The 26,988-nt window shown below is 69.1% G+C and carries 25 protein-coding genes; 14 read left to right on the forward strand and 11 right to left on the reverse strand.

Annotated features, from left to right (window positions below):
- Nucleotides 1-176: 176 nt before the first annotated feature.
- The 7 genes from ACQEVG_RS13360 to ACQEVG_RS13390 all read left to right on the forward strand — a co-directional run bounded on the left by ACQEVG_RS13360 (nt 177) and on the right by ACQEVG_RS13390 (nt 6,151).
- Nucleotides 177-992 (forward strand): HipA family kinase, encoded by an 816-nt coding sequence (locus ACQEVG_RS13360; RefSeq protein WP_432981884.1) that lies wholly within the window; start codon nt 177-179, stop codon nt 990-992.
- On the forward strand, nt 989-1,372 hold the full coding sequence (locus tag ACQEVG_RS13365; protein WP_432981887.1) for a DUF3037 domain-containing protein: 384 nt from the start codon (nt 989-991) through the stop codon (nt 1,370-1,372). The genes ACQEVG_RS13360 and ACQEVG_RS13365 overlap by 4 nt, the downstream gene beginning before the upstream one ends.
- Before the next feature lie 141 nt (nt 1,373-1,513).
- Entirely contained in the window at nt 1,514-2,275 is a 762-nt protein-coding gene (gene fabG / locus ACQEVG_RS13370) for a 3-oxoacyl-ACP reductase FabG (protein WP_432981890.1), read from the forward strand.
- A 17-nt stretch (nt 2,276-2,292) separates the two neighbouring features.
- Nucleotides 2,293-3,054 (forward strand): SDR family oxidoreductase, encoded by a 762-nt coding sequence (locus tag ACQEVG_RS13375; RefSeq protein ID WP_432981893.1) that lies wholly within the window; start codon nt 2,293-2,295, stop codon nt 3,052-3,054.
- Nucleotides 3,055-3,169: 115 nt separating this feature from the next.
- Nucleotides 3,170-4,750: an ABC transporter substrate-binding protein gene (locus tag ACQEVG_RS13380; protein ID WP_432981896.1), complete on the forward strand. Its 1,581-nt coding sequence runs from the start codon at nt 3,170-3,172 to the stop codon at nt 4,748-4,750.
- 67 nt (nt 4,751-4,817) lie between these two features.
- Nucleotides 4,818-5,501: a uracil-DNA glycosylase gene (locus ACQEVG_RS13385; protein WP_432981899.1), complete on the forward strand. Its 684-nt coding sequence runs from the start codon at nt 4,818-4,820 to the stop codon at nt 5,499-5,501.
- Between the two features lie 179 nt (nt 5,502-5,680).
- The gene (locus ACQEVG_RS13390) at nt 5,681-6,151 is read left to right on the forward strand and encodes a hypothetical protein (RefSeq protein ID WP_432981902.1); all 471 of its coding nucleotides are present in this window, start codon (nt 5,681-5,683) and stop codon (nt 6,149-6,151) included.
- Nucleotides 6,152-6,153: 2 nt separating this feature from the next.
- Here ACQEVG_RS13390 and ACQEVG_RS13395 read toward each other — a convergent pair whose 3' ends face one another.
- Nucleotides 6,154-6,570, reverse strand: a complete 417-nt coding sequence (locus ACQEVG_RS13395; RefSeq protein WP_432981905.1) for a hypothetical protein — start codon at nt 6,568-6,570, stop codon at nt 6,154-6,156.
- Between the two features lie 118 nt (nt 6,571-6,688).
- Nucleotides 6,689-7,207 (reverse strand): DinB family protein, encoded by a 519-nt coding sequence (locus ACQEVG_RS13400; RefSeq protein WP_432981908.1) that lies wholly within the window; start codon nt 7,205-7,207, stop codon nt 6,689-6,691.
- Between the two features lie 131 nt (nt 7,208-7,338).
- Here ACQEVG_RS13400 and ACQEVG_RS13405 point away from each other — a divergent pair, with 131 nt between their 5' ends.
- Nucleotides 7,339-8,244: a Gfo/Idh/MocA family protein gene (locus ACQEVG_RS13405; protein ID WP_432981911.1), complete on the forward strand. Its 906-nt coding sequence runs from the start codon at nt 7,339-7,341 to the stop codon at nt 8,242-8,244.
- On the opposite strand, the gene lnt is transcribed toward ACQEVG_RS13405, so the two are convergent.
- The 4 genes from lnt to ACQEVG_RS13425 form a co-directional block, all read right to left on the reverse strand.
- Nucleotides 8,168-9,808 (reverse strand): apolipoprotein N-acyltransferase, encoded by a 1,641-nt coding sequence (lnt, locus tag ACQEVG_RS13410; RefSeq protein ID WP_432981914.1) that lies wholly within the window; start codon nt 9,806-9,808, stop codon nt 8,168-8,170. The genes ACQEVG_RS13405 and lnt overlap by 77 nt on opposite strands.
- Before the next feature lie 147 nt (nt 9,809-9,955).
- The gene (locus ACQEVG_RS13415; RefSeq protein WP_432981917.1) at nt 9,956-10,414 is read right to left on the reverse strand and encodes a nuclear transport factor 2 family protein; all 459 of its coding nucleotides are present in this window, start codon (nt 10,412-10,414) and stop codon (nt 9,956-9,958) included.
- A gap of 51 nt (nt 10,415-10,465) precedes the next feature.
- Nucleotides 10,466-10,588 (reverse strand): hypothetical protein, encoded by a 123-nt coding sequence (locus tag ACQEVG_RS13420; protein WP_432981920.1) that lies wholly within the window; start codon nt 10,586-10,588, stop codon nt 10,466-10,468.
- A gap of 21 nt (nt 10,589-10,609) precedes the next feature.
- Complete coding sequence (locus ACQEVG_RS13425) at nt 10,610-11,344, reverse strand: TetR/AcrR family transcriptional regulator (protein ID WP_432981923.1); 735 nt, start codon at nt 11,342-11,344, stop codon at nt 10,610-10,612.
- Between the two features lie 406 nt (nt 11,345-11,750).
- Between ACQEVG_RS13425 and galE the strand changes: the two genes are divergently transcribed.
- The 4 genes from galE (at nt 11,751) to ACQEVG_RS13445 (ending at nt 19,494) form a co-directional block, all read left to right on the forward strand.
- Complete coding sequence (gene galE, locus ACQEVG_RS13430; RefSeq protein WP_432981926.1) at nt 11,751-12,779, forward strand: UDP-glucose 4-epimerase GalE; 1,029 nt, start codon at nt 11,751-11,753, stop codon at nt 12,777-12,779.
- A 179-nt stretch (nt 12,780-12,958) separates the two neighbouring features.
- On the forward strand, nt 12,959-17,455 hold the full coding sequence (locus tag ACQEVG_RS13435) for an aminotransferase class I/II-fold pyridoxal phosphate-dependent enzyme (protein ID WP_432985333.1): 4,497 nt from the start codon (nt 12,959-12,961) through the stop codon (nt 17,453-17,455).
- Complete coding sequence (locus ACQEVG_RS13440) at nt 17,456-18,736, forward strand: MFS transporter (RefSeq protein ID WP_432981929.1); 1,281 nt, start codon at nt 17,456-17,458, stop codon at nt 18,734-18,736. It abuts the gene before it with no gap.
- Nucleotides 18,733-19,494, forward strand: coding sequence for a class I SAM-dependent methyltransferase (locus tag ACQEVG_RS13445; RefSeq protein ID WP_432981932.1), 762 nt, complete (start codon nt 18,733-18,735; stop codon nt 19,492-19,494). Before ACQEVG_RS13440 ends, ACQEVG_RS13445 begins: the two co-directional genes overlap by 4 nt.
- On the opposite strand, the gene ACQEVG_RS13450 is transcribed toward ACQEVG_RS13445, so the two are convergent.
- Nucleotides 19,472-21,289, reverse strand: a complete 1,818-nt coding sequence (locus ACQEVG_RS13450) for a glycoside hydrolase family 15 protein (RefSeq protein WP_432981935.1) — start codon at nt 21,287-21,289, stop codon at nt 19,472-19,474. The genes ACQEVG_RS13445 and ACQEVG_RS13450 overlap by 23 nt on opposite strands.
- Before the next feature lie 235 nt (nt 21,290-21,524).
- Here ACQEVG_RS13450 and ACQEVG_RS13455 point away from each other — a divergent pair, with 235 nt between their 5' ends.
- A complete protein-coding gene (locus ACQEVG_RS13455; protein WP_432981938.1) occupies nt 21,525-22,145 on the forward strand; it encodes a flavin reductase family protein in 621 nt (206 codons plus the stop codon).
- A gap of 13 nt (nt 22,146-22,158) precedes the next feature.
- Here ACQEVG_RS13455 and ACQEVG_RS13460 read toward each other — a convergent pair whose 3' ends face one another.
- The 4 genes from ACQEVG_RS13460 to ACQEVG_RS13475 form a co-directional block, all read right to left on the reverse strand.
- Nucleotides 22,159-23,316 carry a methyltransferase gene (locus ACQEVG_RS13460; protein WP_432981941.1) on the reverse strand — a complete coding sequence of 386 codons (1,158 nt, stop codon included), beginning with the start codon at nt 23,314-23,316 and terminating at the stop codon, nt 22,159-22,161.
- A gap of 80 nt (nt 23,317-23,396) precedes the next feature.
- Entirely contained in the window at nt 23,397-23,570 is a 174-nt protein-coding gene (locus ACQEVG_RS13465; protein ID WP_432981944.1) for a hypothetical protein, read from the reverse strand.
- A 54-nt stretch (nt 23,571-23,624) separates the two neighbouring features.
- Nucleotides 23,625-24,500 (reverse strand): undecaprenyl-diphosphate phosphatase, encoded by an 876-nt coding sequence (locus tag ACQEVG_RS13470; RefSeq protein ID WP_432981947.1) that lies wholly within the window; start codon nt 24,498-24,500, stop codon nt 23,625-23,627.
- Nucleotides 24,501-24,681: 181 nt separating this feature from the next.
- Entirely contained in the window at nt 24,682-25,383 is a 702-nt protein-coding gene (locus ACQEVG_RS13475; RefSeq protein ID WP_432981950.1) for a TVP38/TMEM64 family protein, read from the reverse strand.
- Between the two features lie 358 nt (nt 25,384-25,741).
- Between ACQEVG_RS13475 and tuf the strand changes: the two genes are divergently transcribed.
- The gene (gene tuf / locus ACQEVG_RS13480; RefSeq protein ID WP_432981953.1) at nt 25,742-26,923 is read left to right on the forward strand and encodes an elongation factor Tu; all 1,182 of its coding nucleotides are present in this window, start codon (nt 25,742-25,744) and stop codon (nt 26,921-26,923) included.
- Nucleotides 26,924-26,988 lie beyond the last annotated feature (65 nt).

The raw sequence follows: 26,988 nt of genomic DNA on the forward strand, positions 1-26,988 counted from the left end.
GGAACGCTGCCGTGGGCGCGCCATCGAACGTCCGCTGGGCAGCAGGAGAGTGAGGTTTCGGAGCCGAAACTCCCCGGATTCTCCCCACGGTTCATGCCGGGTTGAGGCGGAGGAGTGGGCTTCGGCCCGCATCGTTGCTCGTGAAGCCCGGACGTTGGGCCCGATAACCTGGGAAAATGCTCACAGAGGTAACCGCGACCCGCTACGTCACTCCCCTACGGGAGGGCGGATCACTGCCTGGAATTGTAGAGGCCGACGATCTCGGCACGTACGTCATGAAGTTCACCGGCGCGGGACAGGGCCGCAAGACCCTGGTCGCCGAGGTCATCTGCGGACAGCTCGCGCGGCGGCTCGGGCTGCGGGTGCCCGAACTGGTCACCATCCAGCTCGACCCGGTCATCGGTCTCGCCGAGCCCGACCAGGAGGTCCAGGAGCTGCTGAAGGCGAGCGGCGGGCTGAACCTCGGGATGGACTTCCTGCCCGGTTCGATCGGCTTCGACCCGCTCGCCTACGAGGTGGACTCGGCCGAGGCCGGAAAGGTCGTCTGGTTCGACGCACTGATCAACAACGTCGACCGCTCCTGGCGCAACCCCAACATGCTGGTGTGGCACGGCGACCTGTGGCTCATCGACCACGGGGCCACCATGATCTGGCACCACAACTGGCCGGGGGCCGCGGCCTCCGCCGCCAAGCCGTACGACGCCTCGGACCACGCCCTCGCTCCCTTCGAGCCGGACATCGCGGCCGCGGCCGCCGAGCTCGCGCCGCTCGTCACCGAGGAGCTGCTGACCGAGGTCGCCGCCGACGTCCCCGACGAGTGGCTGGTCGACGAGCCGGGCTTCGCGAACACGGACGCCCTGCGCCGCGCCTATGTCGAGGCCCTGTGGCCGCGTGCGGCCGGCATCCACAGGCGCATCACCCTGGGCGCGCCCAGCAAGGACAGGCCCTCGGGGGCCCCGGGCTGGCTGACCGGAAGGGGCGACGCCAGGTGAGCGAGCGCCATGTCTTCGAGTACGCGCTGCTGCGCGTGGTACCGCGCGTCGAGCGCGGCGAGTGCTTCAACGCCGGCGTGGTGGTCTACTGCCGCGCCAAATCGTTTGTCGCCGCCCGTACGCATCTGGACGAGGCGAAGCTCAAGGCGCTGGACCCGCACGCCGATGTGACGGGTGTACGGGCCGCACTGCGGGCCGTCGAGGGTGTCTGCCGCGGCGGCGAGGACGCGGGGCAGGCGGCGCGCGACGACGCGGGCCGCCGCTTCCGCTGGCTGATCGCACCGCGCTCGACAGTCGTGCAGCCGGGTCCGGTGCACACCGGTCTCACGGCCGATCCGGGGGCCGAGGTGGAGCGGTTGCTCGCCCTGCTGGTGAAGTAAGTGACCGGGGGCACCCGGTGGGCCGTTGACACCGAGTGCCAGGGCTTCTAGCGTCTCGTCTGCTGAAGGTACTAAGCGGTCGCTCACCCCCGGACGTGGGACGTACGGGCTGAGCTGCATCCAAGGGCGAGGAGAACCAGCATGTCCACCACCGAGCAGCGTGTCGCTGTCGTGACCGGGGCGGCGCGCGGCATTGGCGCCGCCACCGCTCTGCGGCTGGCGGCCGAGGGCCGCGCCGTAGCCGTACTCGATCTCGACGAGGCGGCCTGCAAGGACACCGTCGAGAAGATCACCACGGCCGGCGGCAAGGCCATCGCGGTCGGCTGCGACGTGTCCGACAGCGCCCAGGTGGAGGCCGCCGTCGCGCGCGTCGCCGCCGAGCTCGGCGCTCCGACGATCCTCGTCAACAACGCGGGCGTGCTGCGCGACAACCTGCTCTTCAAGATGAGCGAGTCCGACTGGGACACCGTGATGAACGTGCACCTCAAGGGCGCGTTCCTGATGGCCAAGGCCTGTCAGAAGCACATGGTGGACGCCGGATTCGGCCGTATCGTCTCGCTCTCCTCCAGCTCCGCCCTCGGCAACCGTGGCCAGGCCAACTACTCCGCCGTCAAGGCCGGTCTGCAGGGCTTCACCAAGACCCTCGCCAAGGAGCTCGGCAAGTTCGGCATCACCGCCAACGCCGTCGCCCCCGGTTTCATCGTCACCGAGATGACGGGTCAGACCGCCGCCCGTGTCGGTATGGGCTTCGAGGAGTTCCAGGCCGCGGCCGCCACCCAGATCCCGGTCCAGCGCGTCGGGTACCCCGAGGACATCGCCAACGCCATCGCCTTCTTCACGGGTGACGCGGCCGGCTTTGTCTCCGGCCAGGTCATGTACGTGGCCGGCGGACCGCTCAACTGAATCGGGAGACGACGGACATGGCTGCAGAAGTGCAGGACAGCGGGAAGGTCGCGCTGGTCACGGGCGCGAGCCGGGGCATCGGCTACGGCATCGCGGAGGCGCTCGTCGCCCGCGGCGACCGGGTGTGCATCACCGGCCGTGGTGAGGACGCCCTCAAGGAGGCCGTCGAGACGCTCGGCGCGGACCGGGTGATCGGCGTCGCGGGCAAGGCCCACGACGAGGCCCACCAGGCGGCGGCCGTGGCGCGCACCATGGAGGCGTTCGGCCGGGTCGACTTCCTGATCAACAACGCCGGCACCAACCCGGTCTTCGGCCCGATGGCCGAGCTCGACCTGAATGTGGCGCGCAAGGTCTACGAGACCAATGTGATCTCGGCGCTCGGCTTCGCCCAGCAGACCTGGAAGGCCTGGCAGAAGGAGAACGGCGGCGCGATCGTGAATATCGCCTCCGTCGCCGGTATCGCTCCCTCGCCCTTCATCGGCGCCTACGGCATGAGCAAGGCGGCCATGGTCAATCTGACCCTGCAGCTGGCGCACGAGTTCGCGCCGGTCGTCCGGGTCAACGCGATCGCCCCCGCGGTGATCAAGACCAAATTCGCCCAGGCGCTGTACGAGGGCCGGGAGGCCGAGGCGGCCTCGGCCTATCCGCTGGGCAGGCTCGGCGTGCCCGAGGACATCGGTGGAGCAGCCGCATTTCTCACCTCCGGCCAATCGGACTGGATCACGGGGCAGACGCTGGTCGTTGATGGGGGTATCTTCCTCAATGCCGGAGTGCATTGAGCACCCTGGGGCGTTTTCTTCCTAAATGTGTCAAGTGCCCTGCCGGGCCTCCATTTTGTCCGGCAGGGCGCTGCGGTATGGTCGGCCGACCCATGGCTGAACGAGGAGCGTGCACGTGTTCTACCGGACCAGTCTGCAGGCCGCTGCAGCCCTAGCGTCCATATCTCTGCTGGCCGGTTGCGGCGTGTTCTCGGACGAGGACACCCAGAGTGAGCAGAAGATTTCGGTCGGTACGATGAGCGAGCCCACGACCCTCGATCCGGCCGCCGCCTGGGACGGCTCGTGGGAATTGATGCGGAATGTTTTCCAGACGCTGCTGAGCTTCCCGTCCGGCAGCACCGCGCCGCAGCCCGACGCCGCGAAGTCCTGCCGGTTCACGGACGCCAGCAACAAGCTCTTCGAATGCGAGCTGAAGCCGGGGCTGACCTTCTCCAACGGCGACAAGCTCGATGCCGCGGCGGTCAAGCACTCCATCGAGCGGATCCAGACGATCGATGTGAAGGGTGGCCCCAACGGTCTGCTCGGCTCGCTCGACACGGTCGAGACGACCGGCGACCGCATTGTGAAGTTCAGCCTCAAGACGCCGGACGCCACGTTCCCGTTCATCCTGGCCACGCCCGCCATGTCGCTCGTCCCGCCGGACGAGTACCCGTCGGACAAGCTTCGCGAGGACGGCAAGCTGACTGGTTCGGGCCCCTATGTCCTGGATTCGTACGACAAGGGCAAGAAGGCTGAGCTGGTCGAGAACTCCAAGTACCAGGGGTTCGCGAAGCGCAAAAACAAGGCCGTCACGATACGTTACTTCGGGGACTCCGACACTATGGTCGAAGCCCTGAAGAAGAAGCAGATCGACGCGATCTACCGTGGTCTGACCGCGAAGGAGGTCGTGAACTTCCAGTCGAAGCAGCCGGAGTACGACGGTCTCCAGCTTGTCGAGACGGTCGGCGCCGACATCCGCTACCTCGTCTTCAACACCAAGGACCCCATGGCGGGCAAGCTCGCCGTGCGGCGTGCGATCGCCCAGGTCGTCGACCGCGGCGCGCTGGTCGGCAAGGTCTACCAGGGCACGGCCGAGCCGCTGTACTCCATGGTTCCCAAGGGCATTTCCGGTCACACCACCGAGTTCTTCGACCGGTACGGCGAGCCGAATGTGACCAAGGCCCGCAAGATCCTCAGGGAAGCGGGCATCAGCAAGCCGGTGGCGCTGACGTTCTGGTACTCCTCGGACCGTTACGGCTCCGCCTCCACGCCCGAGTTCGCCGAGATCAAGCGGCAGCTCGACGCCACCGGGCTGTTCAAGATCACGGTGCAGGGCCGGCCCGAGAAAGACTTCCAGAAGGGCTACAAGGCAGGCGAGTACCCCGTCTTCGGCCGCGGCTGGTTCCCCGACTTCCCGGACCCGGACAACTTCGTGGCGCCGTTCGTCGGCCAGAAGAACGTGCTCAACATTCCGTACGACAGCCCCGAGATCACCGACCAGCTGCTGCCCGCGTCCCGGCGCGAGAGCGACCGCGGAGCGGTCACCAAGCAGTTCGAGCGGGCGCAGGAGATCCTCGTCGACGATGTACGGCTGCTGCCGCTGTGGCAGGGCAAGCTGTACGTCGCCTCCAGCGAGGAGATCGGCGGCGGCGAACTCGCCCTCGACCCGCAGACCGTCATGCAGATGTGGGAGCTGTACCGGAAGGCCAGCTGGTAGTCCGATTGTCAGTGCCCGCCGGTAGGTTCTCTTCTCGAGAACTGGTCCCATTCCGGAGGTTGTTGACGTGACCGACACCGACATGCTGCCCGAGTCCTGGCGCGGCGTCCTCGGCGAAGAGCTGCAGAAGCCCTACTTCAAGGAGCTCACCGAGTTCGTCGAGGAGGAGCGGGCCAAGGGGCCGGTCTACCCGCCGCGCGAGGAGGTCTTCGCCGCGCTCGACGCCACGCCGTACGAGCAGGTGAAGGTCCTCGTCCTCGGCCAGGACCCGTACCACGGAGAGGGGCAGGGGCACGGCCTCTGCTTCTCCGTGCGGCCGGGCGTCAAGACCCCGCCGTCCCTGCGGAACATCTACAAGGAGATGCAGGCCGAGCTCGGCCACCCGATCCCGGACAACGGCTATCTGATGCCGTGGGCGAAGCAGGGTGTGCTGCTGCTCAACGCGGTGCTGACGGTGCGGGCGGGCGAGGCCAACTCCCACAAGGGCATGGGGTGGGAGAAGGTGACGGACGCGGTGATCAGCGCCGTGGCCTCGCGGCCCGACCCGGCGGTGTTCGTCCTGTGGGGCAACTACGCGCAGAAGAAGCTGCCCCTGATCGACGAGACGCGGCATGTGGTCGTGAAGGGCGCGCACCCCTCGCCGCTCTCGGCGAAGAGGTTCTTCGGCTCGCACCCCTTCACGCAGATCAACGAGGCGGTCGCGGCCCAGGGGCACGAGCCCATCGACTGGCGCATCCCCGACCTCGGCTGAGGACCCCGGCCGAGTCCCGCAGGCCGGGCGTTCGCGCACCTGGCTGACAGGCTCGGGCCCCTGCCCGAGCCTGTGCGGCATTGTCAGAGGCGGCGGATAGCGTCGTGTTCCGTGGCGTCGACATCAGCGGCTGACGCCGCGGACCGCTGTGTGCCGCTCGGACGTGGGAGACCGCCGTTATGGAGCAGCAGGAGGCGTCGGAGGACGCCGTGATGACCCGGATCGGCCAAGCGGTCATGCTGCTGCACGGCGGTGACCGCGAGGAGGCCCGCAATCGCTTCGGCGCTCTCTGGTCGGAGATCGGCGAGGCGGGCGATCCGCTCCACCGCTGCACACTCGCGCACTACCTGGCGGACACCCAGGACGATCCCGGCGATGAGCTCGCCTGGGATCTGCGGGCGCTCGCCGCGGCGGACGGGCTGAGCCAGGAACGGCTGGCCCAGCAGCGGGCGGCGCTCGCCGTGCGGGCTTTCTATCCCTCGCTCCATCTCAATCTCGCCGCCGACTATGTGAAGCTGCAGCGCCCCGAGGCCGCGCGGGTCCACCTCGACCGGGCGCGCGCGGCGACGGACGTCCTGGGGGACGACGGATACGGAAACGGCATCCGTGCCGCGATCGACCGGCTGGAGTGGACCTTGCGGAGCGAGTGAGGTCAACTCCGGTTCCTGGGGTAGACCTGCGGGCAGATCCGGGCCTCGGGGCTGTCGGGACGCCAGTGGCCGTAGCTCTCGCCGAGGGCGCAGATGTCCGGCCCGACGACCGGCGCCGGTGGCGCGGGGGGCGTTGGCGGCCGGCGTGGCGGGGCGGGCCGCTCGACGGCTCTCGGCTTCGGTGGCCGGGGCTCCGCCCCCTCGCGCGTCAGGGGCTCGGCGATGGGCTGCGGCGGGTGAGCGGTGGTCTCGTCCACGGCGTTCACGGTGTCCACGGCGGGAGGCTTCAGGACCTCGTGAGCCGGGCCCTGCACGATCTGCGGCTCCACGACCTCGGCAGGGCGGCCGCTGGGAGGCTGCGGGGGAGCGGGCCGTGCCTGCACGGTCACACACCCGGTCGCGGCTGCCCAGGCGGCCATCCCTACCAGGACCTTCGTAGTGGTTCTTGTTTGGTGCACCCGCGCAACTCTGGTGTGCGCGGGGTCCATTGACAGTCATACGGGCACACAATGGCCCGCACGGGTGACGCCGTGACCGTCAGATGCCCTTCGCTCCGTCGATCCGCTCGCGGACGAGGTCGGCATGGCCGTTGTGGCGTGCGTACTCCTCGATCATGTGCGTCAGGATCCAGCGGAGATTGAAGGTCTTCCCGGCGTGGTGCTTGCCCACCCCGATGTCGTCGAGCCGGCGGGCCGCGGCCAGCTCACGCGCCCGGGTGATCTCCGCCTGCCAGGCGGTATGCGCCTCGGCATAGGTGTCCCGCTCGCCGAAGTGCCAGTCCCCGTCCCTGTCCTCGTTGGAGTAGCGCCACCCGATGTCCTCGCCGGCGAGGATCTTACGGAACCAGTGCCGCTCGACCTCCGCCATGTGCCGTACGAGGCCGAGCAGCGAGATCTCGGAAGGCGGCACGGACAGCTCGCGCAGCTGCTCGTCGCTCAGCCCCGCGCACTTCGACTCAAGAGTCTCGCGGTGGTACTCCAGCCAGCCTTCCAGCATCTCGCGCTCGCCCGCGGTGGTGGAGGGTTCGGTGCGTTCGGATGTGGTCATGGCGGCCATCCTCGAACACGGGGGCGGAGCGCCGCCAGGGCTTATTCGCCGAGCATTCCCGCGCAGCGGCCTGCCGCCCCGGCGCACGTATGCTGACCAGGCACAGCACGGGCGAGTGACACGGCGTTAGGGAGGCACCGGTGAAGGTCGGCTGCATCGGGCTCGGCGACATCGCACAGAAGGCCTACCTGCCCGTACTCACCACCCTGCCGGGGGTCGAGCTGCATCTGCAGACCCGCACCCCCGCAACACTGGCCAGGATCGCGGGGATCCATCACATCCCGGCCGAGCGGTGCCACGCCGGCCTCGACTCGCTGCTGGCCCAGAACCTGGACGCGGCCTTCGTCCACGCCCCCACCTCCGTGCACGCCGAGGTCGTCACCCGGCTCCTCGAGGCGGGTGTGGCGACGTATGTCGACAAGCCACTGGCGTACGAACTGGCCGACTCCGAGCGGCTGGTGCGACTCTCCGAGGAGCGCGGCACCAGCCTCGCCGTCGGCTTCAACCGCCGTTTCGCGCCCGGCTACGCCCAGTGCCTGGAGCACCCGCGCGAGCTGATCCTGATGCAGAAGAACCGCGTCGGCCTGGCCGAGCACCCGCGCACGCTCGTGCTCGACGACTTCATCCATGTCGTCGACACCCTGCGCTTCCTCGTCCCCGGACCGGTCGACCACACCGACGTGCGGGCCCGGATCGTCGACGGCCTCATGCACCATGTCGTGCTGCAGCTGTCCGGCGACGGTTTCACCGCCATCGGGACGATGAACCGGATGAGCGGCTCCACCGAGGAGATCCTCGAGGTCTCGGGGCAGGACACCAAGCGTGAGGTACGCAACCTCGCCGAAGTCGTGGACCACAAGGGGCAACCGACCCTGCGGCGGCGCGGCGACTGGGTGCCGGTCGCCCGCCAGCGCGGCATCGAGCAGTGCGTGCTGGCCTTCGTCGATGCCGTGCGCGCCGGGAAGTTCCTCAGCGCACAGGACGCGCTGAGGACTCATGAACTGTGCGAACGGGTGGTGCTGCGGGCCCTGGAGCAGGCCGCCTGAGGGAGCGCGTGCCCTCGGCCGCGCAGAGCGCCGCGAGGACGGCGAGCGACCCGTACACGGGCCAGTCGCCGAACCTGACGTACAGCGTCGTGCCGCGGGCCAGCGGCACGTCGTAGACGGCGGCGGTACTGCTGTCCGTGCCCAGCGCGCGGCCGATCCGGCTGCCGTCCGGCCCGTACACCGCGCTGACGCCGGTGAGCGTCGCGTGCACCATGGGCCGGCCGCTCTCGGCGGCCCGCAGCGCCGCCAGCGAGGCATGCTGCTCCGGCGCCCAACTCCCCTGGAACGACGAGGTCGCCGACTGGGCGATGAGCAGCTGCGCGCCGTCCCGGGTCAGCCGTCGGCTCATGTCGGGGAACGCCGACTCGAAGCAGACCAGGGGCCCGAGCCGCAGCCCGCCGTCGCCGGGCAGCACCATCACCACCGGCCGGGTGCCGCGCAGCCGGTCCTCGCCCGCGGCCTTGCCTACCGAGGTCGCCCAGCCCAGCAGTGAACGGGCCGGTATGTACTCGCCGAAGGGGACCAGTCGCATCTTGTCGTAGCTGTCGCCGGTCGGACCCTGGGGGCCCACCAGGACGGAGCTCTTGAAGATCCCGGCCCGGCCCGAACCGTCCTCGCGCCGGGCGTCCACATTGACCAGCACCTCGGCGCCCACCGCGCGCGAGAGCACGGCGACACGGGCGGCGAGGTCGGGGCGCTCGCGCAGATCCGCGCCGACGCTGCTCTCGCCCCAGACCACCAGATCGATGTTCCTTCCGGCCAGTTCGCGGGTCAGCTGCTCGCCGCGGTCGAAGCGCCGCTCGGCGCTTTCCATGCCGTCGACAACGCCCGGCTGGACCACCGCGACGCGCGCCCGGCCCGACTGCTCGGGCTGCGGCACCCAGATCCAGACCGCGGTCGTGGTGAGGGCACAGAGGACGCCGCCGCCCACCGCGGCCCTACGGGCGTGCGGCATCGCCACCAGCACGGTGACCGCCGTGTTCACCGCCAGCACCAGCAGACTCACCAGCCATACGCCGCCGGCCGACGCGACCCGCAGGGCCGGGGAGAAGTCCCACTGGCTCGCCCCCAGCAGACCCCAGGGGCCGCCCAGGCCCTCCCAGGACCGGACCAGCTCGATCATCAGCCAGCCGGACGGCACCACCGCGAGAGCCACGGCGACCCGCGCCGGTGACGGCGTCCCGGAAAGCTGCGACCTGACCAGCCAGCCCCAGGGCGCCCACAGCAGCCCCAGCAGCGCGGCGAGCACCACGATGAACACATGCAGGCTGGGGATCAGCCAGTGATGCACGGCGATCATGAAGCCGATGCCGCCCAGCCAGCCCTCGACCGCCGCCCGGCGGCCCGTCGGCGCGGACCGCACGAGCAGCATCCACGGCACCAGCGCGACATACGCGAACCACCACAGCGACGGCTCGGGAAAGGCCAGCGCGGGCAGTGCACCAGCCGCCACCGCGGCCACGCCCCGCCTCCGTGGGGACGACCGCACCCACTGTGTGGGCTCCCACCGCTCGCGTCGCCCCCGCGTCTCCCGCAGCTTCGGCCGACCGGCCAGAATCCGCATGCAGCGCCTCCCCGTCCTGTCTCGAAGGGCCAGCGAGCAGTGTCCCCTCCAGTGTGCGTGAGGGGACACCGCACCAACAGTGGGCCTGGCCGCGCACCCGTGGCTACGCCGGCGGACAGCGCACCCGGGGAACGCGCACCGCGTGCGTCAGCTGCCGTCGAGCGCTCCGGAGGCCCGCCGCCACTTCTCGTGAATCACCACCGTGCGCAGCCGCCAGCCCGCGTCCGTGCGCAGCAGACTGAAGGCGTATCGGCCGCCCGAGACGAAGCCGTCACCCGACTCCAGCCGCATCGGGTTCAGGTAGTCCGCCTGCACCTCGGCCCGGTCGCCGGGGTAGCCGCCCAGGTCCTGGATGTGCAGCCGCCGGTTGACGATCAGGTGCTGGCGTACCGGAAACAGCCGCATCGTCTCCGCCAGCCAGTCGGCGACCTCGGCGGCCGGGCCCTCGATCCCGCCCGAGCTGCGGTAGTCCGCGCGACCCTCACGCGCGAACAGCGCCCGGTACGCACCCCAGTCGTCATCGTCCACCGCCACCGCGTAACTGGTGACCAACTCGTCGATGGCCAGCCGGTCCATCACCGTCGCGAGATCCACGCGCTGCGTCATCGGGTCAGTTTCGGGCAGTGAGCGCCCCAGGCCAAGAGCCCTGCACGCCAGTCACCCGCTACGGGTCAGCAAACGGTCGATCTCCGCCAGTTCGGCGTCCGTGAAGCCGGGCGCGTCGAGCGCGCCGAGGTCTTGTTCGAGTTCTGGGGCCGGGCGCGCGGTCCGCGCACGCACGCACCGCCTCCGACGGCGAGGTCAGGAGGCGGTCTGCGCGAAGCAGTCGAGCAGTGCGTCCAGCCCGGCGGCCAGTCCCTGCGGCCCGCCGTGCTCGGCCAGGGTGGGGGCGATCTCCCGGAGTCTGGGAAGCTCCTGCGCGGGCATCCGGTGCAGTCCGAGCCGGAACGCCGGATCGGGTTCGTCGGGGTTGTCGACCATGGCCCGCAGCTCCACGAAGATGTAGCCGAGCACCCAGCTGGTGTAGGCCCGGAATGCGTCGGCGGCCTGGCTCGTGTCCAGGCCTGCCTGTTCGAGGAGGGTCAGCACGCGTTCATGGTCCTGGAGGATCGCCAGCGGGCGGCGGGCCAGCGGGACGGCCAGCATGCGGGTGGCCAGCAGCGGCACCACCTGGGGGTGGGCCAGGGCGACCTGGTAGGTCGCCCCGGCGATGCGGTGCAGCTCGGTGCGCCATTCGGGGCCGCCCGCGGCGCCGCCCGGCGCCTCCTCGCCGCCGTTGGCGAGGAAGTCCTGCAGCTCGAGATACAGCGCCTCGACCAGGCCGTCCAGGAGGGCGTCCTTGCTGGGGGCGTACCGGTACAGGGCCATGGCCTCCACGCCGAGCTCGGATCCCACCCTGCGCATGCTCAGCGCCGAAAGCCCCTCACGGTCGACGAGTTCCAGGGCTGCGGCCAGGACGCGCTCCCGGCTCAGCTTGCCGTAACGGCCGCGGTCCGCGGCGCGTCTGCCCGGGCTCGGTCCGTCCCCTTTCGCCATCAGCAGCCCTCCAGCGGCTCGATCTCACAGCGTGGTACCGATTCCTTGACTCTACGTCCAGACTGGCTCAAGGTGTACATATACGGCGTAAACGTACGTCAGCGGGGTATTGCGGGTATTTTGCCACCTCGCGCCATCTCCAGGGCGTGTTTCATGGAGTACTTCGCATCGGATGCCGACGGCGGCAACGACCGTCTGGTCCGGGCCGGCGAACCGGAGGAAACGGCTCGCCAGGCCGAGATCCGGCGACTCGCGCGCGCCTGCCTGGAGCTGAGCACTGCCGATGGACCGGTATTCACCCGGTCGGCTCACTCCCGCCAGCCGTGCCGGGGCACTTTCGTTCTCCGGTGAGCCGACAGGCTGTCCGAAGGACTTCCGGCTCTACGGATCCCGAAGGAGAAAGCACATGCCCACCCACTCAACGATCATGGTGACCGGTGGCGCCGGCTTCATCGGCAGCCATACCTGCGTCGAACTGCTCGGCCACGGCTACGAGGTCATCGTGGTCGACGACTACTCCAACAGCTCGCCGCAGGTCGTCTCACGGATCCAGCGAGTGGCGGGCCGCTTCCTGGGCGCCGTCTACGAAGTGGACCTGCGGGACCGGCGAACTCTGTCGTCGGTGTTCGACCGCCACCACGTGGACGCGGTGGTGCACTTCGCCGGGAAGAAGGCAGCCGGGGAATCCGCGCTGATACCCATCGAGTACTACGACGTCAACATCGGCGGGACCACCGCGCTGCTGGCGGCCATGCAGGAGCACGGGGTACACCAGTTGGTGTTCTCCTCGTCGAGCTCCATTCACGGGGACATCGACAAGGGCCCGCCGACCGAACAGGACCCGGACCGGCCCAGCAACCCCTACGCGGCTTCGAAGTGGACCTGCGAACAGATGCTTGCTGATGTGTGCCGTCTCCGCCCGGAGTACACGGTGCTGTCGTTGCGCTACGTGAACCCCGTCGGGACGCACCCCAGTGGTCTGCTGGGAGGAGCCCCGCCAGGGGAGCCTGCCCACCTGAGGCCCTCCGTGGCCGGGATGGGCGTAGGCGGCCGCGAGCGGATCGTGGCGATCGGCGGAGGCAAATCCGCCGCGGCCACCTCGGGCGTCCGTGACGGCATCCATGTCATGGATGTCGCGGAGGCCCACCGCATCGCTCTGGAGCACCTCGACGACAGCACGGGCCTACGGGTGTTCAACCTGGGCGTCGGCTCGGGTACGTCGGTCTTCGAACTCCTGATGGCATTCGGCGAAGTGTCCGGCAGGACCACTCCGTACGAGGTTGTGGACCCCCAACCGGGCGATGTCGCGGAACGTGTGGCGGACCCCGGCGCGACGACCCGTGAACGCGGTCGGCGCGCGGCCCGCGATTTCGCCGCGCTGTGCCGCGACACCTGGTGCTTCCACCGCCTCAACCCCACCGGCTGCGCGGGCTGAAACCCACGCGGCGCCCGCCCCGGAGCAGCATGATTCCTTCCGGTCGCCGCTGTGGCATACCGGACATATCATCGAAGGGAGCTGATGGCGGGCCGACTTCGCCGAACCGATGACGGGGGCTGTCCTCCGTGCCCGGTGGTGGAAGGAGGCGGTTTCCATTGATTCGGGTGCACCGCCTGATGGTCGGCTACGTCGTACTCGTGGTCCCGCCCACTGTCGTTTATCTGACGGTGCCGGGACTCCATACAGTCAGCTGGGCCGTGATCGGGCTCGCCGGCGTCTGCGCCATTCTCCTGGGCATGCGGATGCATCGGCCGGCGCACCGCTGGCCCTGGCTGGTGCTGGCCGCCGCCAACTTCACCTTCACGGCGGGCGATACGACGTACAACGTGCTCAACACGTTCTTCGACCAGCAGAATCCATTTCCCTCGCTTGCCGACGTCTTCTATCTGGCGACCTATCCGCTGTTCGCCGCCGGGCTTTTGGGCTTCATCCGCTACCGCACCACGGGGCGGGACCTCGCGAGCCTGGTGGACGCGTTGATCCTCACATCCGGTCTTGCGCTGCTCGCCTGGGTCTTCCTCATCACGCCCAACGCCCAGGCCACCGACACCACATGGATTCAACGAACGATCTCGATCGCCTATCCGCTCGGTGACGTTCTGATGCTGGCGATGCTCGCGCGGCTGATCACGCCCGGCAGTGTGCATACCCGCTGCGTCCAGTTCCTCGCTGTCGGCACGATCGGCATCCTCGTCTCCGACGTCCTGTACGGACTGCTGCAGCTCAATGGGGCCTGGCAGGTCGGCACCCCGATGGACCTGGGCTGGGTGGTCTTCTTCACCGCCTGGGGGCTGGCGGCGCTGCATCCCTCCATGGTGAAACTGACCGAACCGGTGCCCCAGCGCGAACCTGGGATCCTCCCCCTCCGGCTCATCGCGCTGGCCCTCGCCTCGCTTGTCGCACCGGTGCTGCTGCTCTACGAGGCGCGGCGCGGCGACCTGTACGACGCAGGCGTGATCGCGGTGTTCTCGGGCATCCTGTTCCTGCTCGTGCTCGCCCGTCTTTCGGGCCTGGTGGTGGTTCACCTGAAGGCCGTGAACCGCGAACGGGGCCTGCGTTTGGCGGCCGCGTCGCTGGTGGCGGCGGCCAGTCTGAAGGAGATCGCGGCCTCGGTGCAGGAGGCGGCGGAGTTGTTGTTCGGAGCAGGCGAGCGACACAGTGCCGTGCTGCTGACGGCCGACTTCGGCGTCACCAGGATGAAGGCCGTGCGCACACCGTCGCGCGCGTGGAACTGGCAGGTCAGCTGGACGGACGAGACAGCCGGCGAGTGGCTGCCCGGGCTGCTGACCGGTGAGACTCAGGTCGTGCGCGTCGCTGACCTGGGAGCGTCCGCCGCCGCCGAGTTGGGGAGCCTGCCGAGTGCGCTGTTGTGTCCATTGGCTCTGAGGGACCGTCCGACCGGTCGCCCGCTCATCGGCGCTCTGGTCCTGGCGGGTAGCGAAAAGAGCCTGCGAGAACGGTGGGACTCGTGCGAGGCGCTGGCCTCGCAGACCGCCCTGGCGGTGGAACGCGTCGTCCTCAGTCAGGAGATCAACCGCCGCAACAGCGAGGCGTACTTCCGCACCCTCGTGCACAACGCCTCGGACGTGATCCTCATCCTCGACGACGACAACACCGTCAGGTACGCCAGCCCGTCCGCCGAGGGGATGTTCGGCCGCGCGTCCCTGAGCGGAGCGGGGCTCAGCGAACTCGTCGCGCCCCAGGACCGCGACCGCGCGATGCAGACCCTGACGCGGATGCGCTCCGACGGCGACCAGGACAGCCGCGACGACTGGCAGGTGCTGCAACAGGGGGACGCGCGCATCGATGTGGAGGTCAGATGCAGCAATCTGCGGCACGACCAGACCGTGCACGGACTGGTCCTGACGCTGCGGGACGTGACCGCGCAGCGTCAGTTGGAGCGCGAACTCACCCATCGGGCATTCCATGACTCGCTGACCGGTCTGCCGAACCGGGTGCTCCTGCTGGAGCGGATCGAGCGCGCGCTGCTGCGCGGACATCGGGCTTCCACCCTCACCTGCGTACTGTTCGTCGATCTCGACGACTTCAAGGTGGTCAACGACACGAGGGGGCACTCGGTCGGGGACGAACTACTGGTCGCGGTGGCACGGCGGTTGTCCGGGACGCTGCGGGCCAGTGACACCGCGGCGCGTCTGGGGGGCGACGAGTTCGGGGTGCTCATGGAGGGTGCGAAGGAACCGGCGGACGCGGAAGTGCTCGCCGGGCAGATCGTGCATGACCTCATGCAGCCGTTCCGGCTCACGGGCGCATTGATCAGCATCTCGGCCAGCGTCGGCATAGCCACCGCCCGCGACAGCGCCACTGCGGAAGACCTCCTGGGTCACGCGGATCTGGCCCTGTACGCGGCGAAGACGGCCGGGAAGCGGCAGTGGCGCAGTTATCAGGCGAGTCTGCACACCGGAATGCTGGAGCGGCGCGAACTCCAGGCAAGTCTCGAGAGCGCGATCGCCGCCGAGTCGTTCGACCTGCGCTATCAGCCCATCGTGGAGCTTGCCTCTGGCGAGATATCCGGCTTCGAAGCGCTGGTCCGCTGGCCGCAGAACAAGCGCGGCCAGGTGCCCCCCGGGCAGTTCATCGCACTCGCCGAGGAGACCGGGTACATCATGCCGCTCGGCGCCTGGGTACTGGAGCACGCCGCCGCCCACGTCGCCCACTGGCAGCGGTTGGTGCCACGGCCGGAGGCGCTGAAGGTCAACGTGAACGTGTCCGCGCGCCAGTTCCGGGACCCGGGCTTCCTCGACCAGGTGCGCCACGTCCTCGACACGTCCGGCCTGGCGCCCGGTTCGCTGGTGCTGGAGCTGACGGAGACCGTCCTGATGCACCGCGACGATCAGATCCGGGCCGTCATGGGGACCGTGAAGGATCTCGGCGTGGGAATGGCGATCGACGACTTCGGCACCGGCTTCTCGTCGCTCAGTTACCTCCGGGAATTCCCGATCGACGTGCTCAAGGTCGATAAATCCTTCATCGACGATATTTGTGTTGATGAGCAACAGATTGCCCTTGTTGAGGGTATTGTGCGCATCGCCGACACACTCGGCCTTCAGGTCATCGCCGAAGGCATTGAAGAGGTGGACCAGCGGGACCAGTTGGTTGCCATGGGCTGCCGGCTCGGACAGGGATACCTCTTCGCCCGACCGATGACAGCGGACCAGGGGGAACAACTCCTGCGCAGCGTCCACGAGCACCAGATGCCACGCCTGATTCGCGGCGCCGTGCAGCCTGAACGGGCCCGTGTTGGCCAGAGTCGTGTGGGCCAGAGCCGTGGGAGCCAGAGCATCGCCCTTTCGGGACCGCAGCCATCGGGGACCAACGAGGCAGGCGCGGAGAAGGAGGACAACGTGGCCAGTCCACTGCGAGTCGGCGACGGTGCACGACGCGATCCACGCTGGGGCGATCTCGAACGCCTGCGGCAGTCCAGCCCGATGTGCGATGCGATTCTTGACGAGGTCCGCGGCCGGCACATTCGCAGCGGCGATCACTGGCTCATCGACTTCGCGTCGTCCAGCTACCTGGGTTTCGACATGGACGCCGAGATCATGGACGCGGTCGAACCGCAGATACGGCGTTGGGGCACCCAACCGAGCTGGTCGCGGCTGGTCGGCAGCCCCCGGCTCTATCCGGAGATCGAGGAGCGGCTCACCGCGCTTCTCGACGCGCCGGACACCTTGCTCCTCCCGACCATCACCCTGATCCACGCCTCCGTGATCCCGGTGCTCGCCGGGGAGGGACACGTCCTCGTCGAAGCACGAGCACACCGCACGGTCTACGACGGGTGCCTGGTCGCCCGCGGACAAGGCGCCACGGTGCGGCGCTTCCACGCCGACCGGCCCGACGAACTCAAGGCCATGCTGCGCGACATGCCGTCCAACGCCTCCCGACTGGTGTGCATGGACGGCGTCGACAGCATGACCGGGAACATGCCCAACCTGGCGGAACTCGCGGACGTCTGCCGGGAACACGGCGCCGTGCTGTACATCGACGACGCCCACGGCTTCGGGATCGTCGGCGAACGCCGGGCCGACGAGTCCTCCCCGTACGGGACCCGTGGCAACAGCATCGTCCGTCATCTCGGCGAGACCTACGACGGCATCGTGCTGGTGGGCGGATTCTCCAAGGCGTACTCCTCCCTGCTGGCGTTCCTCGCCCTTCCGACATGGCTCAAGGACCACCTCAAGGTGGCAGCCGCGCCCTACCTCTACTCCGGCCCCTCCCCGACCGCTTCACTCGCCACCGCGCTCGCCGGCCTCGACCTCAACGACCGGCGCGGCGACGCCATCCGCGCCGAACTGCACCGCAAGACGATGCGCGTCCTCGACCACCTGGACCGCCTCGGCATCCGGACCCCGAACTCCAACGGGCTGCCCATCATCGAGATCCCCCTCGCCAACAGTGCGGACCTCGAGGCGGTCGCGACGTTCCTCTGGGACCGCGGGATCTACGTCACGCTCGCGGCCTACCCGGTGGTCCCGCACGACCGCGTCGGGTTCCGCATCCAGATCACCGTCACGAACACCGACGAGGACGTCGACCAACTCAACGACACGCTGTCCGCCCTGTCAGAACAGTTCCCACTGCAGCAGAGGACCTGAATGCGGGTCATCGACACTACGGGTCGCGCCCGCCGGGTGCGCCTGCTCACACCGCTGGCCCACCGCGACTTCAGGATCCTGTGGATCGGGATGAGTGTCTCGCTGCTGGGCGACGGAGTGCTGCTCGTCGCGCTCGCATGGCAGGTCTACACGCTGTCCGGCACCCCGAGCGCGATGTCCGTCGTCGGTGTGGCCCTGGCCGTCCCGCAGATCGCGCTGGTGCTGGTCGGCGGTGTTGTCAGTGACCGCTTCGACCGTCGCAAGGTGATGCTGGCCAGTGACCTGGTCCGCGGGCTGTGTCTGGCAGTGCTCGCGCTGCTCGCGCTGACCGGCACCCTGCGACTGTGGCACGTGATCTGTGTGGTCGCGGTGTACGGCGCCGCGTCCGGGTTCTTCCCGCCGGCATTCGAGGCCACCGTGCCCACTCTCGTCCCCAAGGCCGAGCTGGTGGAGGCCAACGCACTCGACCAGTTCGTCCGCCCGGCAGCCGTGCAGATCGGTGGGACCGCCCTCGGCGGCGGGCTCGTCGCGGGGGTCGGGCCCGGCTGGGCCTTCGGGTTCGACGCTCTCACCTTCATCGTCTCCGCCGCGTGCCTGGCCCGGCTGCGGCCACTGCCGCCGAAGGACGACCAGGAGCGGGACTCGCTCTGGAAGGACCTGCGCGCAGGTCTGAGCTATGTCCGGGCCAACACCTGGCTCTGGGGCACCTTCGTCTCGGCCACCTTCGCGTATCTGCTCTTCCTCGGCCCGACCGAGGTGCTGCTGCCGTTCATGGTCAAGAACGTGCTGCACGGCTCGGCGGCGGAGCTGGGGCTGGTGCTCACCAGCGGCGGTGTGAGTGCCGTCCTCGCGGCGGTGATCGTCGGGCAGGTCGGACTGCCCCGCCGGTTCATCACCTTCATGTACTGGACCTGGACCTTCGCCACGCTGGGGGTCGCCGGGTACGGCCTCGCCACCAGCAGCTGGCAGCTCGCCGTGACCTGCGCGGTGGTCAACGGCCTGGAGACGGCCGGAATCATCGCCTGGGCGACGGCGAAGCAGCGGCTGGTGCCTGCCGAGTTGCTCGGCAGGGTCTCCAGCGTCGACTGGTTCGTCTCACTCGCGCTGCTGCCGCTCTCCTATGCCCTAGCCGCCCCCGTCGCGGCGGCCCTGGGGGTACGCAGGACATTCATCGGCGCCGGTGTCATCGGCGCCGCGGTCACCCTGGCCTTCCTGTATCTGCCCGGAGTACGTGCTGTGGAGCAGGGCCGCAACCGCGGCCCGGAGACGGACACCGCGTGAACCGGCCCGCGAACCACCAACCCATTCGCAACCTGGACACGGACTGGGACCGCTGGCCGGTCCTGGACTACCTCGCCGAGAACTACCGTGAGATCCACCCGAGTGACGCGGCCGTCATCCGGCACCATTCCGCCTTCTACCGGCAGTTCGCACCGGGCAGCGCCGGCCGCTCCCTGGAATTCGGCGCCGGCCCCAACCTCTACCCGCTCATGCTCGCCGCGGCCGCCAGCAGGTGCGTCGACGCGGTGGAGTTCAGCAGGGCAAACGTCGCCTATCTGACCGGTCAGCTCCACGACGGGCCCGACGAGAGCTGGCAGGCGTTCTACGCACTCTGCCGTGAGCTCAACACGGCCCTGCCCGCGACGCTCCCCGAGGCGCTCTCCCGGGTCCGAGTGACGCACGGGGACGTCCGGACCCTGCCACTGCGCTCCTACGATCTGGCATCGATGAACTTCGTCGCCGAGAGCGTCACCGAGGACATGGAGGAGTTCGCGGAATTCTGCCGCACCTTCATCGGGACGGTCAGGCCCGGCGGACATCTCGTCGCCGCCTTCATGGAGAACATGCCCACCTACCGCATCGGCAACGCGCCGCCGTGGCCCGGCTGTCCGGTGGACGGGTCCGCGATCCGCGAGGCGTTCACACCGCACACCGAACGGCTCGTGATCACCAGAGTCGACTCCGACCCCACGCTGCCCGACTACGGCGACACCGGAATGGTGCTGCTGACGGCGGTCAGACGCTCCGGAGCCCCGTAACGGACGGCTTCCGTCCGGCGGCCGCTTCCTGCAGGGCGAAGGCCGTATTGACCAGCGCCAGGTGGGTGAACGCCTGTGGTGTGTTTCCGAGCTGACGGCCCGAAACCGGATCCCACTGTTCGGACAGCAGCCCCACATCGTTGCGGACGTCGAGGACCCTCTCGAACACCGCGCGGGCATCGTGCGATCGGCCGGTGATGGCCAGCGCATCGGCGAGCCACAGGGAGCACGCGAGGAACGCGCCTTCCGAACCCCTCATGCCGTCCACGGTGTGCACTCCGTCGCCGGTGTCCGCGTAACGGCGCTGAAAGCCGCGATGATCCAGTGTCCCCATTGCCTCAACGGTGCTGAGCACCCGGGGGTCGCGAGCCGGCAGAAAGCCGAGCCTGGGGATCAGCAACGCGGACGAATCGAGCGTGTCGGCCCCGTAGTACTGGACGAAGGACCCGTGGTCGTCGTCCCAGCCGTCGCGGCACACCTGCTCGTACACCTGTTGGCGCATCGCCCGCCAGCGTGCCACCGATGTGTTGCGCCCGGCCATGTGCGCGATCCGCAGGGCGCGGTCGGCGGCCACCCAGCACATAATCTTGGAGTGGACGAAGTGCCGCCTGGGCCCGCGCACTTCCCACAGGCCCTGGTCCGGCTCGCGCCAGTGCCGTTCGAGGTAGCTCATGAACGAGTCGACCAGGCTCCAGACATGGCCTTCCATGGCAACGCCGGAACGCAGGGCCACAAACAGCGTGTCGAGCACCTCGCCGTAGACGTCCAACTGGAACTGGTCCACCGCCGCATTCCCGAAACGCACCGGTTCCGATCCCTCGTAGCCGGGCAGCCACCTGGCGGGTGCTTCGGGCAGCAGACGCTGTCCGGCCACGCCGTACAGCGTCTGCAGGTCCGCCGGTTCGCCGGCGATCGCACGCAGCAGCCAGTCCCGCCACGCCACGGCCTCCTCCCGGAAACCGCTGCGCAGGAGGCAGGACAGAGTGAGCGTGGAATCGCGAAGCCAGCAGAACCGGTAGTCCCAGTTCCGCTCGCCGCCGATGCATTCGGGCAGGGACGTCGTGACAGCCGCGACGATGCCGCCCGTCGGGGCATAGGTGAGCGCCTTCAAAGTGATCAGTGAGCGCATCACCGCCTCCCGCCAGGGCCCGCGGTAGCGGCACTTCGCCGCCCAACGCTCCCAGAATTCCACGGTGTCCACGAGTGCGGTCTTCGGATCGACCGAGAGTGGGACGGGCAGATGCGACGGTGTCCAGGTCAGCAGGAAGGCAATGCGCTGACCTGCCGAGAGGGTGAAGTCGAAGGAGGTGCACTCATCGGTCGAGCGGACCTCGACGCGCTGGTCGGTACTCAGCCACACCGAGTCGGGTCCGGCAACGGCGACCGTGAACGTGCCGGTGGAGCGCATCCAGGGAACGATGCGTCCATGATTGAAACGCGGCCTCAGCTCCCCGCTCATGGCCACCGAACCTGCCAGGCCCTCGACGATGCGCACGATGTACGGGAATTGGGCACGCGGCGGCATGAAATCGGTGACCTTCACCGCACCGGACACCGATTCCCAGAATGAATCCAGCACGAGAGTGTCGCCACGGTACTCCCGGCGATTGCACGGACGCCGGTCCGCCGGGGAGATCCGCCAGCAGCCGTTTTCGGCCTTCCCGAGAAGTGAGGCGAAGCAGGCCGGAGAATCGAATCGGGGAAGGCACAGCCAGTCGATCGACCCGTCTCTGCTCACCAGGGCCGCAGTCTCCAGATCGCCGATGACCGCGTAATCCTCAATCATTCCGGCCATGATGAAATGTCACCGCCGTATGTTTTCCCGAAGCGGTCTCGGCAATGTGGTGCGCAGGTCGATCCAAGTCCCCTTCAGCGCGCCGCACCTCGGGCACCTCGCGGGAGGGCGGCGCTCTCGTCCCACAGTTCCAGCGTGCGCCGTCACCAGTTCGGCCGCAACTTGCACGGAACCCGGGGGCCGGACGGTGCCGCCGCGTTACGACGCGCGGCCACCTGCGGGGATACTGGCTCCCATGCGCGTTGACTTTGATCCCGAAGCCATGGACCGGGGCTCCTTCTACCGGCTGCTGACCGCGGTGGTGGTGCCCCGGCCGATCGCCTGGGTCTCCACCACATCGGCCGGGGACACGGACAATCTCGCCCCGCACTCCTTTTTCACGGTCTCGTGCGTGACGCCGCCGGTCGTGCAGTTCACTTCGGTCGGCCGGAAGGACTCGCTGCGCAATATCGAGGACACGGGCGACTTCGTGGTCAACCTGGCGCCGGAGCCGCTCTTCGAGCAGATCAACGCCACCGCCACCGATTTCCCGCGCGGCATCAGCGAGTTCGACGCGGTGGGCCTCGCGCGTGAGGCGAGCCTGCGAGTGAAGCCGCCGCGGGTCGCGGCATCGCCGGTGGCCTTGGAGTGCCAACTGCACAGCACCGTACGTCTCGGCGACTCGACCGTCGTCTTCGGCCGCGTTGTGCACGCTGCGGTCAGCGAGGACGTCATGGAGGACGGGCACCCCGAGGTGACGAAGCTGGCGCCGCTCGCCCGCCTCGGCAAGGACGAATGGGTCACGCTCGGAGGCGTACGCGAGATCTCCCGTATTCCCTACGAGCAGTGGCCGGACGGAGACGGCCTGGGCCGGTAGGAACGTCCGGGAGCTACTTCCTGACGGCCCGCAGGACCACGAACTTCGGGTCGGCGGCGACGACTTCGCAGTTGCCGAAGAGGCGGCGCAGCCGCACGTGGTACCCGAGGTGCCGGTTGCCGACCACCCACAGCTCGCCGCCTGGTCGCAGGGCGCGGCGCGACTCGCCGAACATCCGGCGGGCCGTCGTGTCCGTCGTCGCCCGGTGCGAGTGGAAGGGCGGATTGTTCAGCACCAGGTCGACGCTCCCGTCCGGCACGCCGGACAGTCCGTCGCCCACCACGAACTCCGCCTCGGCATCCGAGGTGACGTTCTCGCGATAGGTGGCCTCGGCCGAGGCCACCGCCGAGAACGACTCGTCGATGAACGTCACCGACGCCTCAGGGTTGGTGAGCGCGGCCGCCGTGCCGATCACGCCGTTGCCGCAGCCCAGGTCCACCACCCGGTCCGGGCCGTGGCGCTCGGGCAGGCTGCGCAGGAAGAAGCGCGTGCCGATGTCGAGCCGCTCGGCGCAGAAGATCCCGGCGTGATTGGTGACGGTCCGGCCCGCGAGCACGCCCACGTCGGCGGGCAACGCGTACCGAAGGGGCCAGGGGCTCGGACCCGGGGCGACCTCGGGGTCGGGCGTGCAGAAGATCAGCCGCGCCTTCTTCACAGCCAGCGAGGTCCTGGTCGGACCCAGGATCCGCTCGAAGAGCTTCAGCGTGGAGGTGTGGATCTCGGTGACCATGCCGGTGCCGATGACGACGGTGTCCGCGTGCACGGCGGGTGCGAGGCGGTGCAGCTGGTCCTCAAGGAGCGCGAGGCTCTTGGGCACCCGGATCAGCAGTACGTCGATCCGCTCCGGCGGCATGTCTCTGGCCGAGAGCAGCCGCACCGCGTCCGCGGCGATGCCGTTGCGTGCCAGATTCGCCCGGGTCGCCTGCCGGCCCAGAAAGGAGTCGGCGATCTGCACGGGGTGGTGCGCGCCCAGCGAGGTGGCAAGGGCGCCCCACCGGTCGCCGACGACGGCCACCGTGCCGGTCAGATCGGTGGGCCCTGCATCGTCGATTCCCTTGAGCTGCCGCAGCAGGTACTCATCGGCGGCGTCCCAGGCGCGGAGCGTGTCGCGAGGGTCCTCGGGGAAGCGGGCGAGGTCGAAGGCGCCCCATGACGTCGTCAAACGGTTCATTGTGCACTCAGGCTAGCCGAGCGCTCCGCGCCGTCGCGCACCCATGGATGGCGGGTACCCCTGGGGCACCGGGATAGGGATCAGGCCGCGCGCTCGACGTCCTCGAGTGCCGCCGCGGCCCACTCCACCACCAGCGCCTCGTACTCCGGGCGCCGGTCGTCGGGCAGCTCGCCGTCCGCCCACAGCTCACGGATCCGGGCATTCAGCTCGGCGGCGGACAACGCGGCTTCTGTCGCGCGGGGAAAGGGGGACATGGGGGACAGGCTACGGCCTTGGCGCCACGGCCGTCTGCCCCGCTGCGGCGGGCGTCAGCCCCCCGACTCACCCGCGTGCGGGCTCAGGGCATCCGTTCCGACCAGGATGAACAGCGCGATTCCCAGCAGGATGCGATAGATCACGAACGGCATGAAACTCTTCGTAGTGATGAACTTCATGAACCAGGCGATCACCGCGTAGCCCACCACGAAGGCGATGATCGTCGCGAAGATCGTCTGGGGCCACGCCACATGGCCGCTCTGGCCCGCGTCCTTGAGCTCGAAGACGCCTGAGGCGAGAACGGCCGGGATCGCCAGCAGGAACGAGTAGCGCGCCGCCGCCTCACGGGTGTAGCCCATCAGCAGACCGCCGCTGATGGTGGCACCCGAGCGGGAGACGCCGGGAATCAGGGCCATCGCCTGGCACAAGCCGTAGATCAGACCGTCCCGGACGCCGAGCTCCTGGAGCGTCTTGCGCTCCTTGATGGCGCGGTGTCTGGCGCCGGTCTCGTCGCGGGCGGCAAGGCGGTCCGCGATGCCGAGGACGATGCCCATGACGATGAGGGTCGTCGCGATCAGCCGCAGATCACGGAAGGGGCCCTCGATCTGGTCCTTGAACGTGACGCCGAGCACACCGATCGGGATCGAGCCCACGATGACGAGCCAGCCCATCTGGGCGTCGTGGTCGCCGCGCATCTCTTTGTTCGTGAGGGAACGGAACCAGGCGGAGATGATCCGGGCGATGTCCTTGCGGAAGTAGATCAGCACGGCCGTCTCCGTGCCGATCTGAGTGATCGCCGTGAAGGCCGCGCCCGGGTCCTCCCAGCTCGCGAAGGCGGCCGTCAGCCGCAGATGCGCGCTGGAGGAGATGGGCAGGAATTCGGTCAGCCCCTGGACCAGCCCGAGGATGAATGATTCGAACCAAGACATGGAAAACTACGCCACCCAAGAGATCTGCACGGTCTGACGGCGCGTAGCGTTCCCGATCATGCGCCAGTTGGGTGGAAGCGTAGCGTCCTTGGATGACGGGGAAACCTCAGCCCCCCAGGGGCCCGTCCGCAGGTACCCGCTGCCGTAGCTCCGGGTGCCCCAACTCCACGGCCCTGTCTGCTCAGTGGCCCCGCAGCCGGTGCCGCTTGCACCAGGCGATCGCGGCCGCGGCGATCCCCGTCAGCACGATGAAACCCATCGCGATCAGAAACGCCGGGGACGTCGGAGAGCCGGCCCGGCTGCCCGCGACCACATACGCCGCCGTGTTCGGGATCGAGCCGATGCCCGTCGCCAGCAGAAAGGGCACATAGCCCATGCGGGAGACGGCAGCACAGTAGTTGGCCGCGGCGAACGGCACGCCGGGGAAGAGCCGCAGCGCCAGCATCGAGCGGAAGCCGTGCCTGCTCAGCTGGGTGTCGGCCGCCTTCAGCCAGCGACCCCGCAGCAGCGGCCGCAGCGCGTCCTGCCCCAGCAGCCGGCCGAGCGCGAAGGAGATGCCCGCGCCCAGCACCGTCCCGGCGAGCGCGGAGACAAGTCCGGCCTGCGAGCCGAACAGCGCACCCGCCGCCAGATTGAGCAGCGGCCGGGGTACGAAGGCCGCGGTGCACGCCCCGTATGCGACGCCGAACAGCACGACGGCCGCCGCGCCGCTCAGCTGCGGCCAGCCCGCCGAGAGCAGCCGCTGCGGCTCGTACATGACCACCGTCACCGCCGCCGCGACCAGCATGGCCACAAGCAGCGACAGCCGCGACCACGGCGAGAACAGCGCCCGGGTACAGCGCACGGCGAGGCCCGAAGTCGGCCTGGGGACGGGGGCGAGCATCCGGGGAGACTAACCGACAAGGGGATGTGATCGCCGTAACGAGAGCGCGATGACCCGCGCCATGACCTGTGTCGGGCTCCGCCAGGGCTGAACTCCCGTCCGCGGAAAACCATTCGACGCCGCCACGGCCGTGGGCGATCATCAACGGCATGTTCCGGTACGCCTTTCTCGCAGCGCCGTCCGCAGTCGCGGACGCGCCGAAGGCTGCCGCATTCCCCGCAGCGGCCGCAGCCGCTGCCGCAGCGCCCCTCGGCGGCGCCCGAAGCTGACCCTTCCCGGATCGTCCGGCGGCCCCACAGGGGGAGGGTCGGCAAGGCCCAGGGGTCCCAACACGCTTCGAGTTCCGAGGGGAACAGCCATGCCCAAGACGACATACGTGCGCACCAAGCCGCACCTCAACATCGGCACCATGGGCCATGTCGACCACGGCAAGACCACACTCACCGCAGCCATCACCAAGGTCCTCAGCGAGCGCGGCAGCGGTACCTCCTACGTCTCGTTCGACCGGATCGACCGGGCGCCCGAGGAGGCGCAGCGCGGCATCACCATCAACATCGCGCACGTCGAGTACGAGACCGACACCCGGCACTACGCCCATGTGGACATGCCGGGCCATGCCGACTACGTCAAGAACATGGTCACCGGCGCGGCCCAGCTGGACGGAGCGATCCTTGTCGTCTCCGCGCTCGACGGTGTCATGCCGCAGACCGCCGAGCACGTCCTGCTCGCCCGCCAGGTGGGCGTCGACCACATCGTGGTCGCCCTCAACAAGGCGGACGCGGGTGACGACGAGCTCACCGACCTGGTGGAGCTGGAGGTCCGCGAACTGCTGACGGCCCATGGGTACGGCGGAGACGCGGCGCCCGTCGTCCGGGTCTCCGGGCTCAGGGCGCTGGAGGGCGAGCCACGCTGGACCGCCGCCATCGAGGCGCTGCTCGACGCCGTCGACACGTATGTGCCGATGCCCGTCAGGTACACGGACGCGCCGTTTCTGCTTCCGGTGGAGAACGTCCTCACCATCACCGGGCGGGGCACGGTCGTCACCGGCGCCATCGAGCGCGGCAGCGTCCGCGTCGGCGACCGCGTGCAGCTGCTCGGCGCGGACACCGGTCCGCAGACCAGCACGGTCACCGGCCTGGAGACCTTCGGCAAGCCGATGGAGTCCGCCGAGGCCGGTGACAATGTCGCGCTGCTGCTGCGTGGCATGGCGCGCGACGCGATCCGCCGCGGCCATGTGGTGGCGGCGCCCGACAGCGTCGTACCGAGCCGGCGCTTCACCGCGCAGGTGTACGTCCTGTCGGGCCGCGAGGGCGGCCGCACCACGCCGGTCTCCAGCGGCTACCGGCCGCAGTTCTACATCCGTACCGCGGACGTCGTCGGGGACATCGACCTCGGTGAGAGGGCGGTCGCGCGGCCCGGCGACACGGTGACCATGACCGTCGAGCTGGGACGTGACATCGCGCTCGAGCCTGGTCTCGGCTTCGCGATCCGCGAGGGCGGCCGCACGGTCGGCGCCGGGACGGTGACCGAACTGGTGTGATCCTGGGCCTGTCTCCTGCCCCTGCGGGAGGCAGGCTCTCGGCCGTGCGCAAGAGGTGCCGCGCT

The organism is Streptomyces sp. CA-135486, assembly GCF_050936555.1.
In the GTDB taxonomy this organism is placed as follows: domain Bacteria; phylum Actinomycetota; class Actinomycetes; order Streptomycetales; family Streptomycetaceae; genus Streptomyces.

Coding starts and splice junctions, on each gene's coding strand:
- ACQEVG_RS13360 (WP_432981884.1), top strand. CDS start 177: ATGCTCACAGAGGTAACCGCGACCCGCTACGTCACTCCCCTACGGGAG.
- fabG (WP_432981890.1), top strand. CDS start 1,514: ATGTCCACCACCGAGCAGCGTGTCGCTGTCGTGACCGGGGCGGCGCGC.
- ACQEVG_RS13375 (WP_432981893.1), top strand. CDS start 2,293: ATGGCTGCAGAAGTGCAGGACAGCGGGAAGGTCGCGCTGGTCACGGGC.
- ACQEVG_RS13390 (WP_432981902.1), top strand. CDS start 5,681: ATGGAGCAGCAGGAGGCGTCGGAGGACGCCGTGATGACCCGGATCGGC.
- ACQEVG_RS13395 (WP_432981905.1), bottom strand. CDS start 6,570: ATGGCCGCCTGGGCAGCCGCGACCGGGTGTGTGACCGTGCAGGCACGG.
- ACQEVG_RS13400 (WP_432981908.1), bottom strand. CDS start 7,207: ATGGCCGCCATGACCACATCCGAACGCACCGAACCCTCCACCACCGCG.
- lnt (WP_432981914.1), bottom strand. CDS start 9,808: ATGCGGATTCTGGCCGGTCGGCCGAAGCTGCGGGAGACGCGGGGGCGA.
- ACQEVG_RS13415 (WP_432981917.1), bottom strand. CDS start 10,414: ATGACGCAGCGCGTGGATCTCGCGACGGTGATGGACCGGCTGGCCATC.
- ACQEVG_RS13425 (WP_432981923.1), bottom strand. CDS start 11,344: ATGGCGAAAGGGGACGGACCGAGCCCGGGCAGACGCGCCGCGGACCGC.
- galE (WP_432981926.1), top strand. CDS start 11,751: ATGCCCACCCACTCAACGATCATGGTGACCGGTGGCGCCGGCTTCATC.
- ACQEVG_RS13435 (WP_432985333.1), top strand. CDS start 12,959: ATGGTCGGCTACGTCGTACTCGTGGTCCCGCCCACTGTCGTTTATCTG.
- ACQEVG_RS13440 (WP_432981929.1), top strand. CDS start 17,456: ATGCGGGTCATCGACACTACGGGTCGCGCCCGCCGGGTGCGCCTGCTC.
- ACQEVG_RS13450 (WP_432981935.1), bottom strand. CDS start 21,289: ATGGCCGGAATGATTGAGGATTACGCGGTCATCGGCGATCTGGAGACT.
- ACQEVG_RS13455 (WP_432981938.1), top strand. CDS start 21,525: ATGCGCGTTGACTTTGATCCCGAAGCCATGGACCGGGGCTCCTTCTAC.
- ACQEVG_RS13460 (WP_432981941.1), bottom strand. CDS start 23,316: ATGAACCGTTTGACGACGTCATGGGGCGCCTTCGACCTCGCCCGCTTC.
- ACQEVG_RS13465 (WP_432981944.1), bottom strand. CDS start 23,570: ATGTCCCCCTTTCCCCGCGCGACAGAAGCCGCGTTGTCCGCCGCCGAG.
- ACQEVG_RS13470 (WP_432981947.1), bottom strand. CDS start 24,500: ATGTCTTGGTTCGAATCATTCATCCTCGGGCTGGTCCAGGGGCTGACC.
- ACQEVG_RS13475 (WP_432981950.1), bottom strand. CDS start 25,383: ATGCTCGCCCCCGTCCCCAGGCCGACTTCGGGCCTCGCCGTGCGCTGT.
- tuf (WP_432981953.1), top strand. CDS start 25,742: ATGCCCAAGACGACATACGTGCGCACCAAGCCGCACCTCAACATCGGC.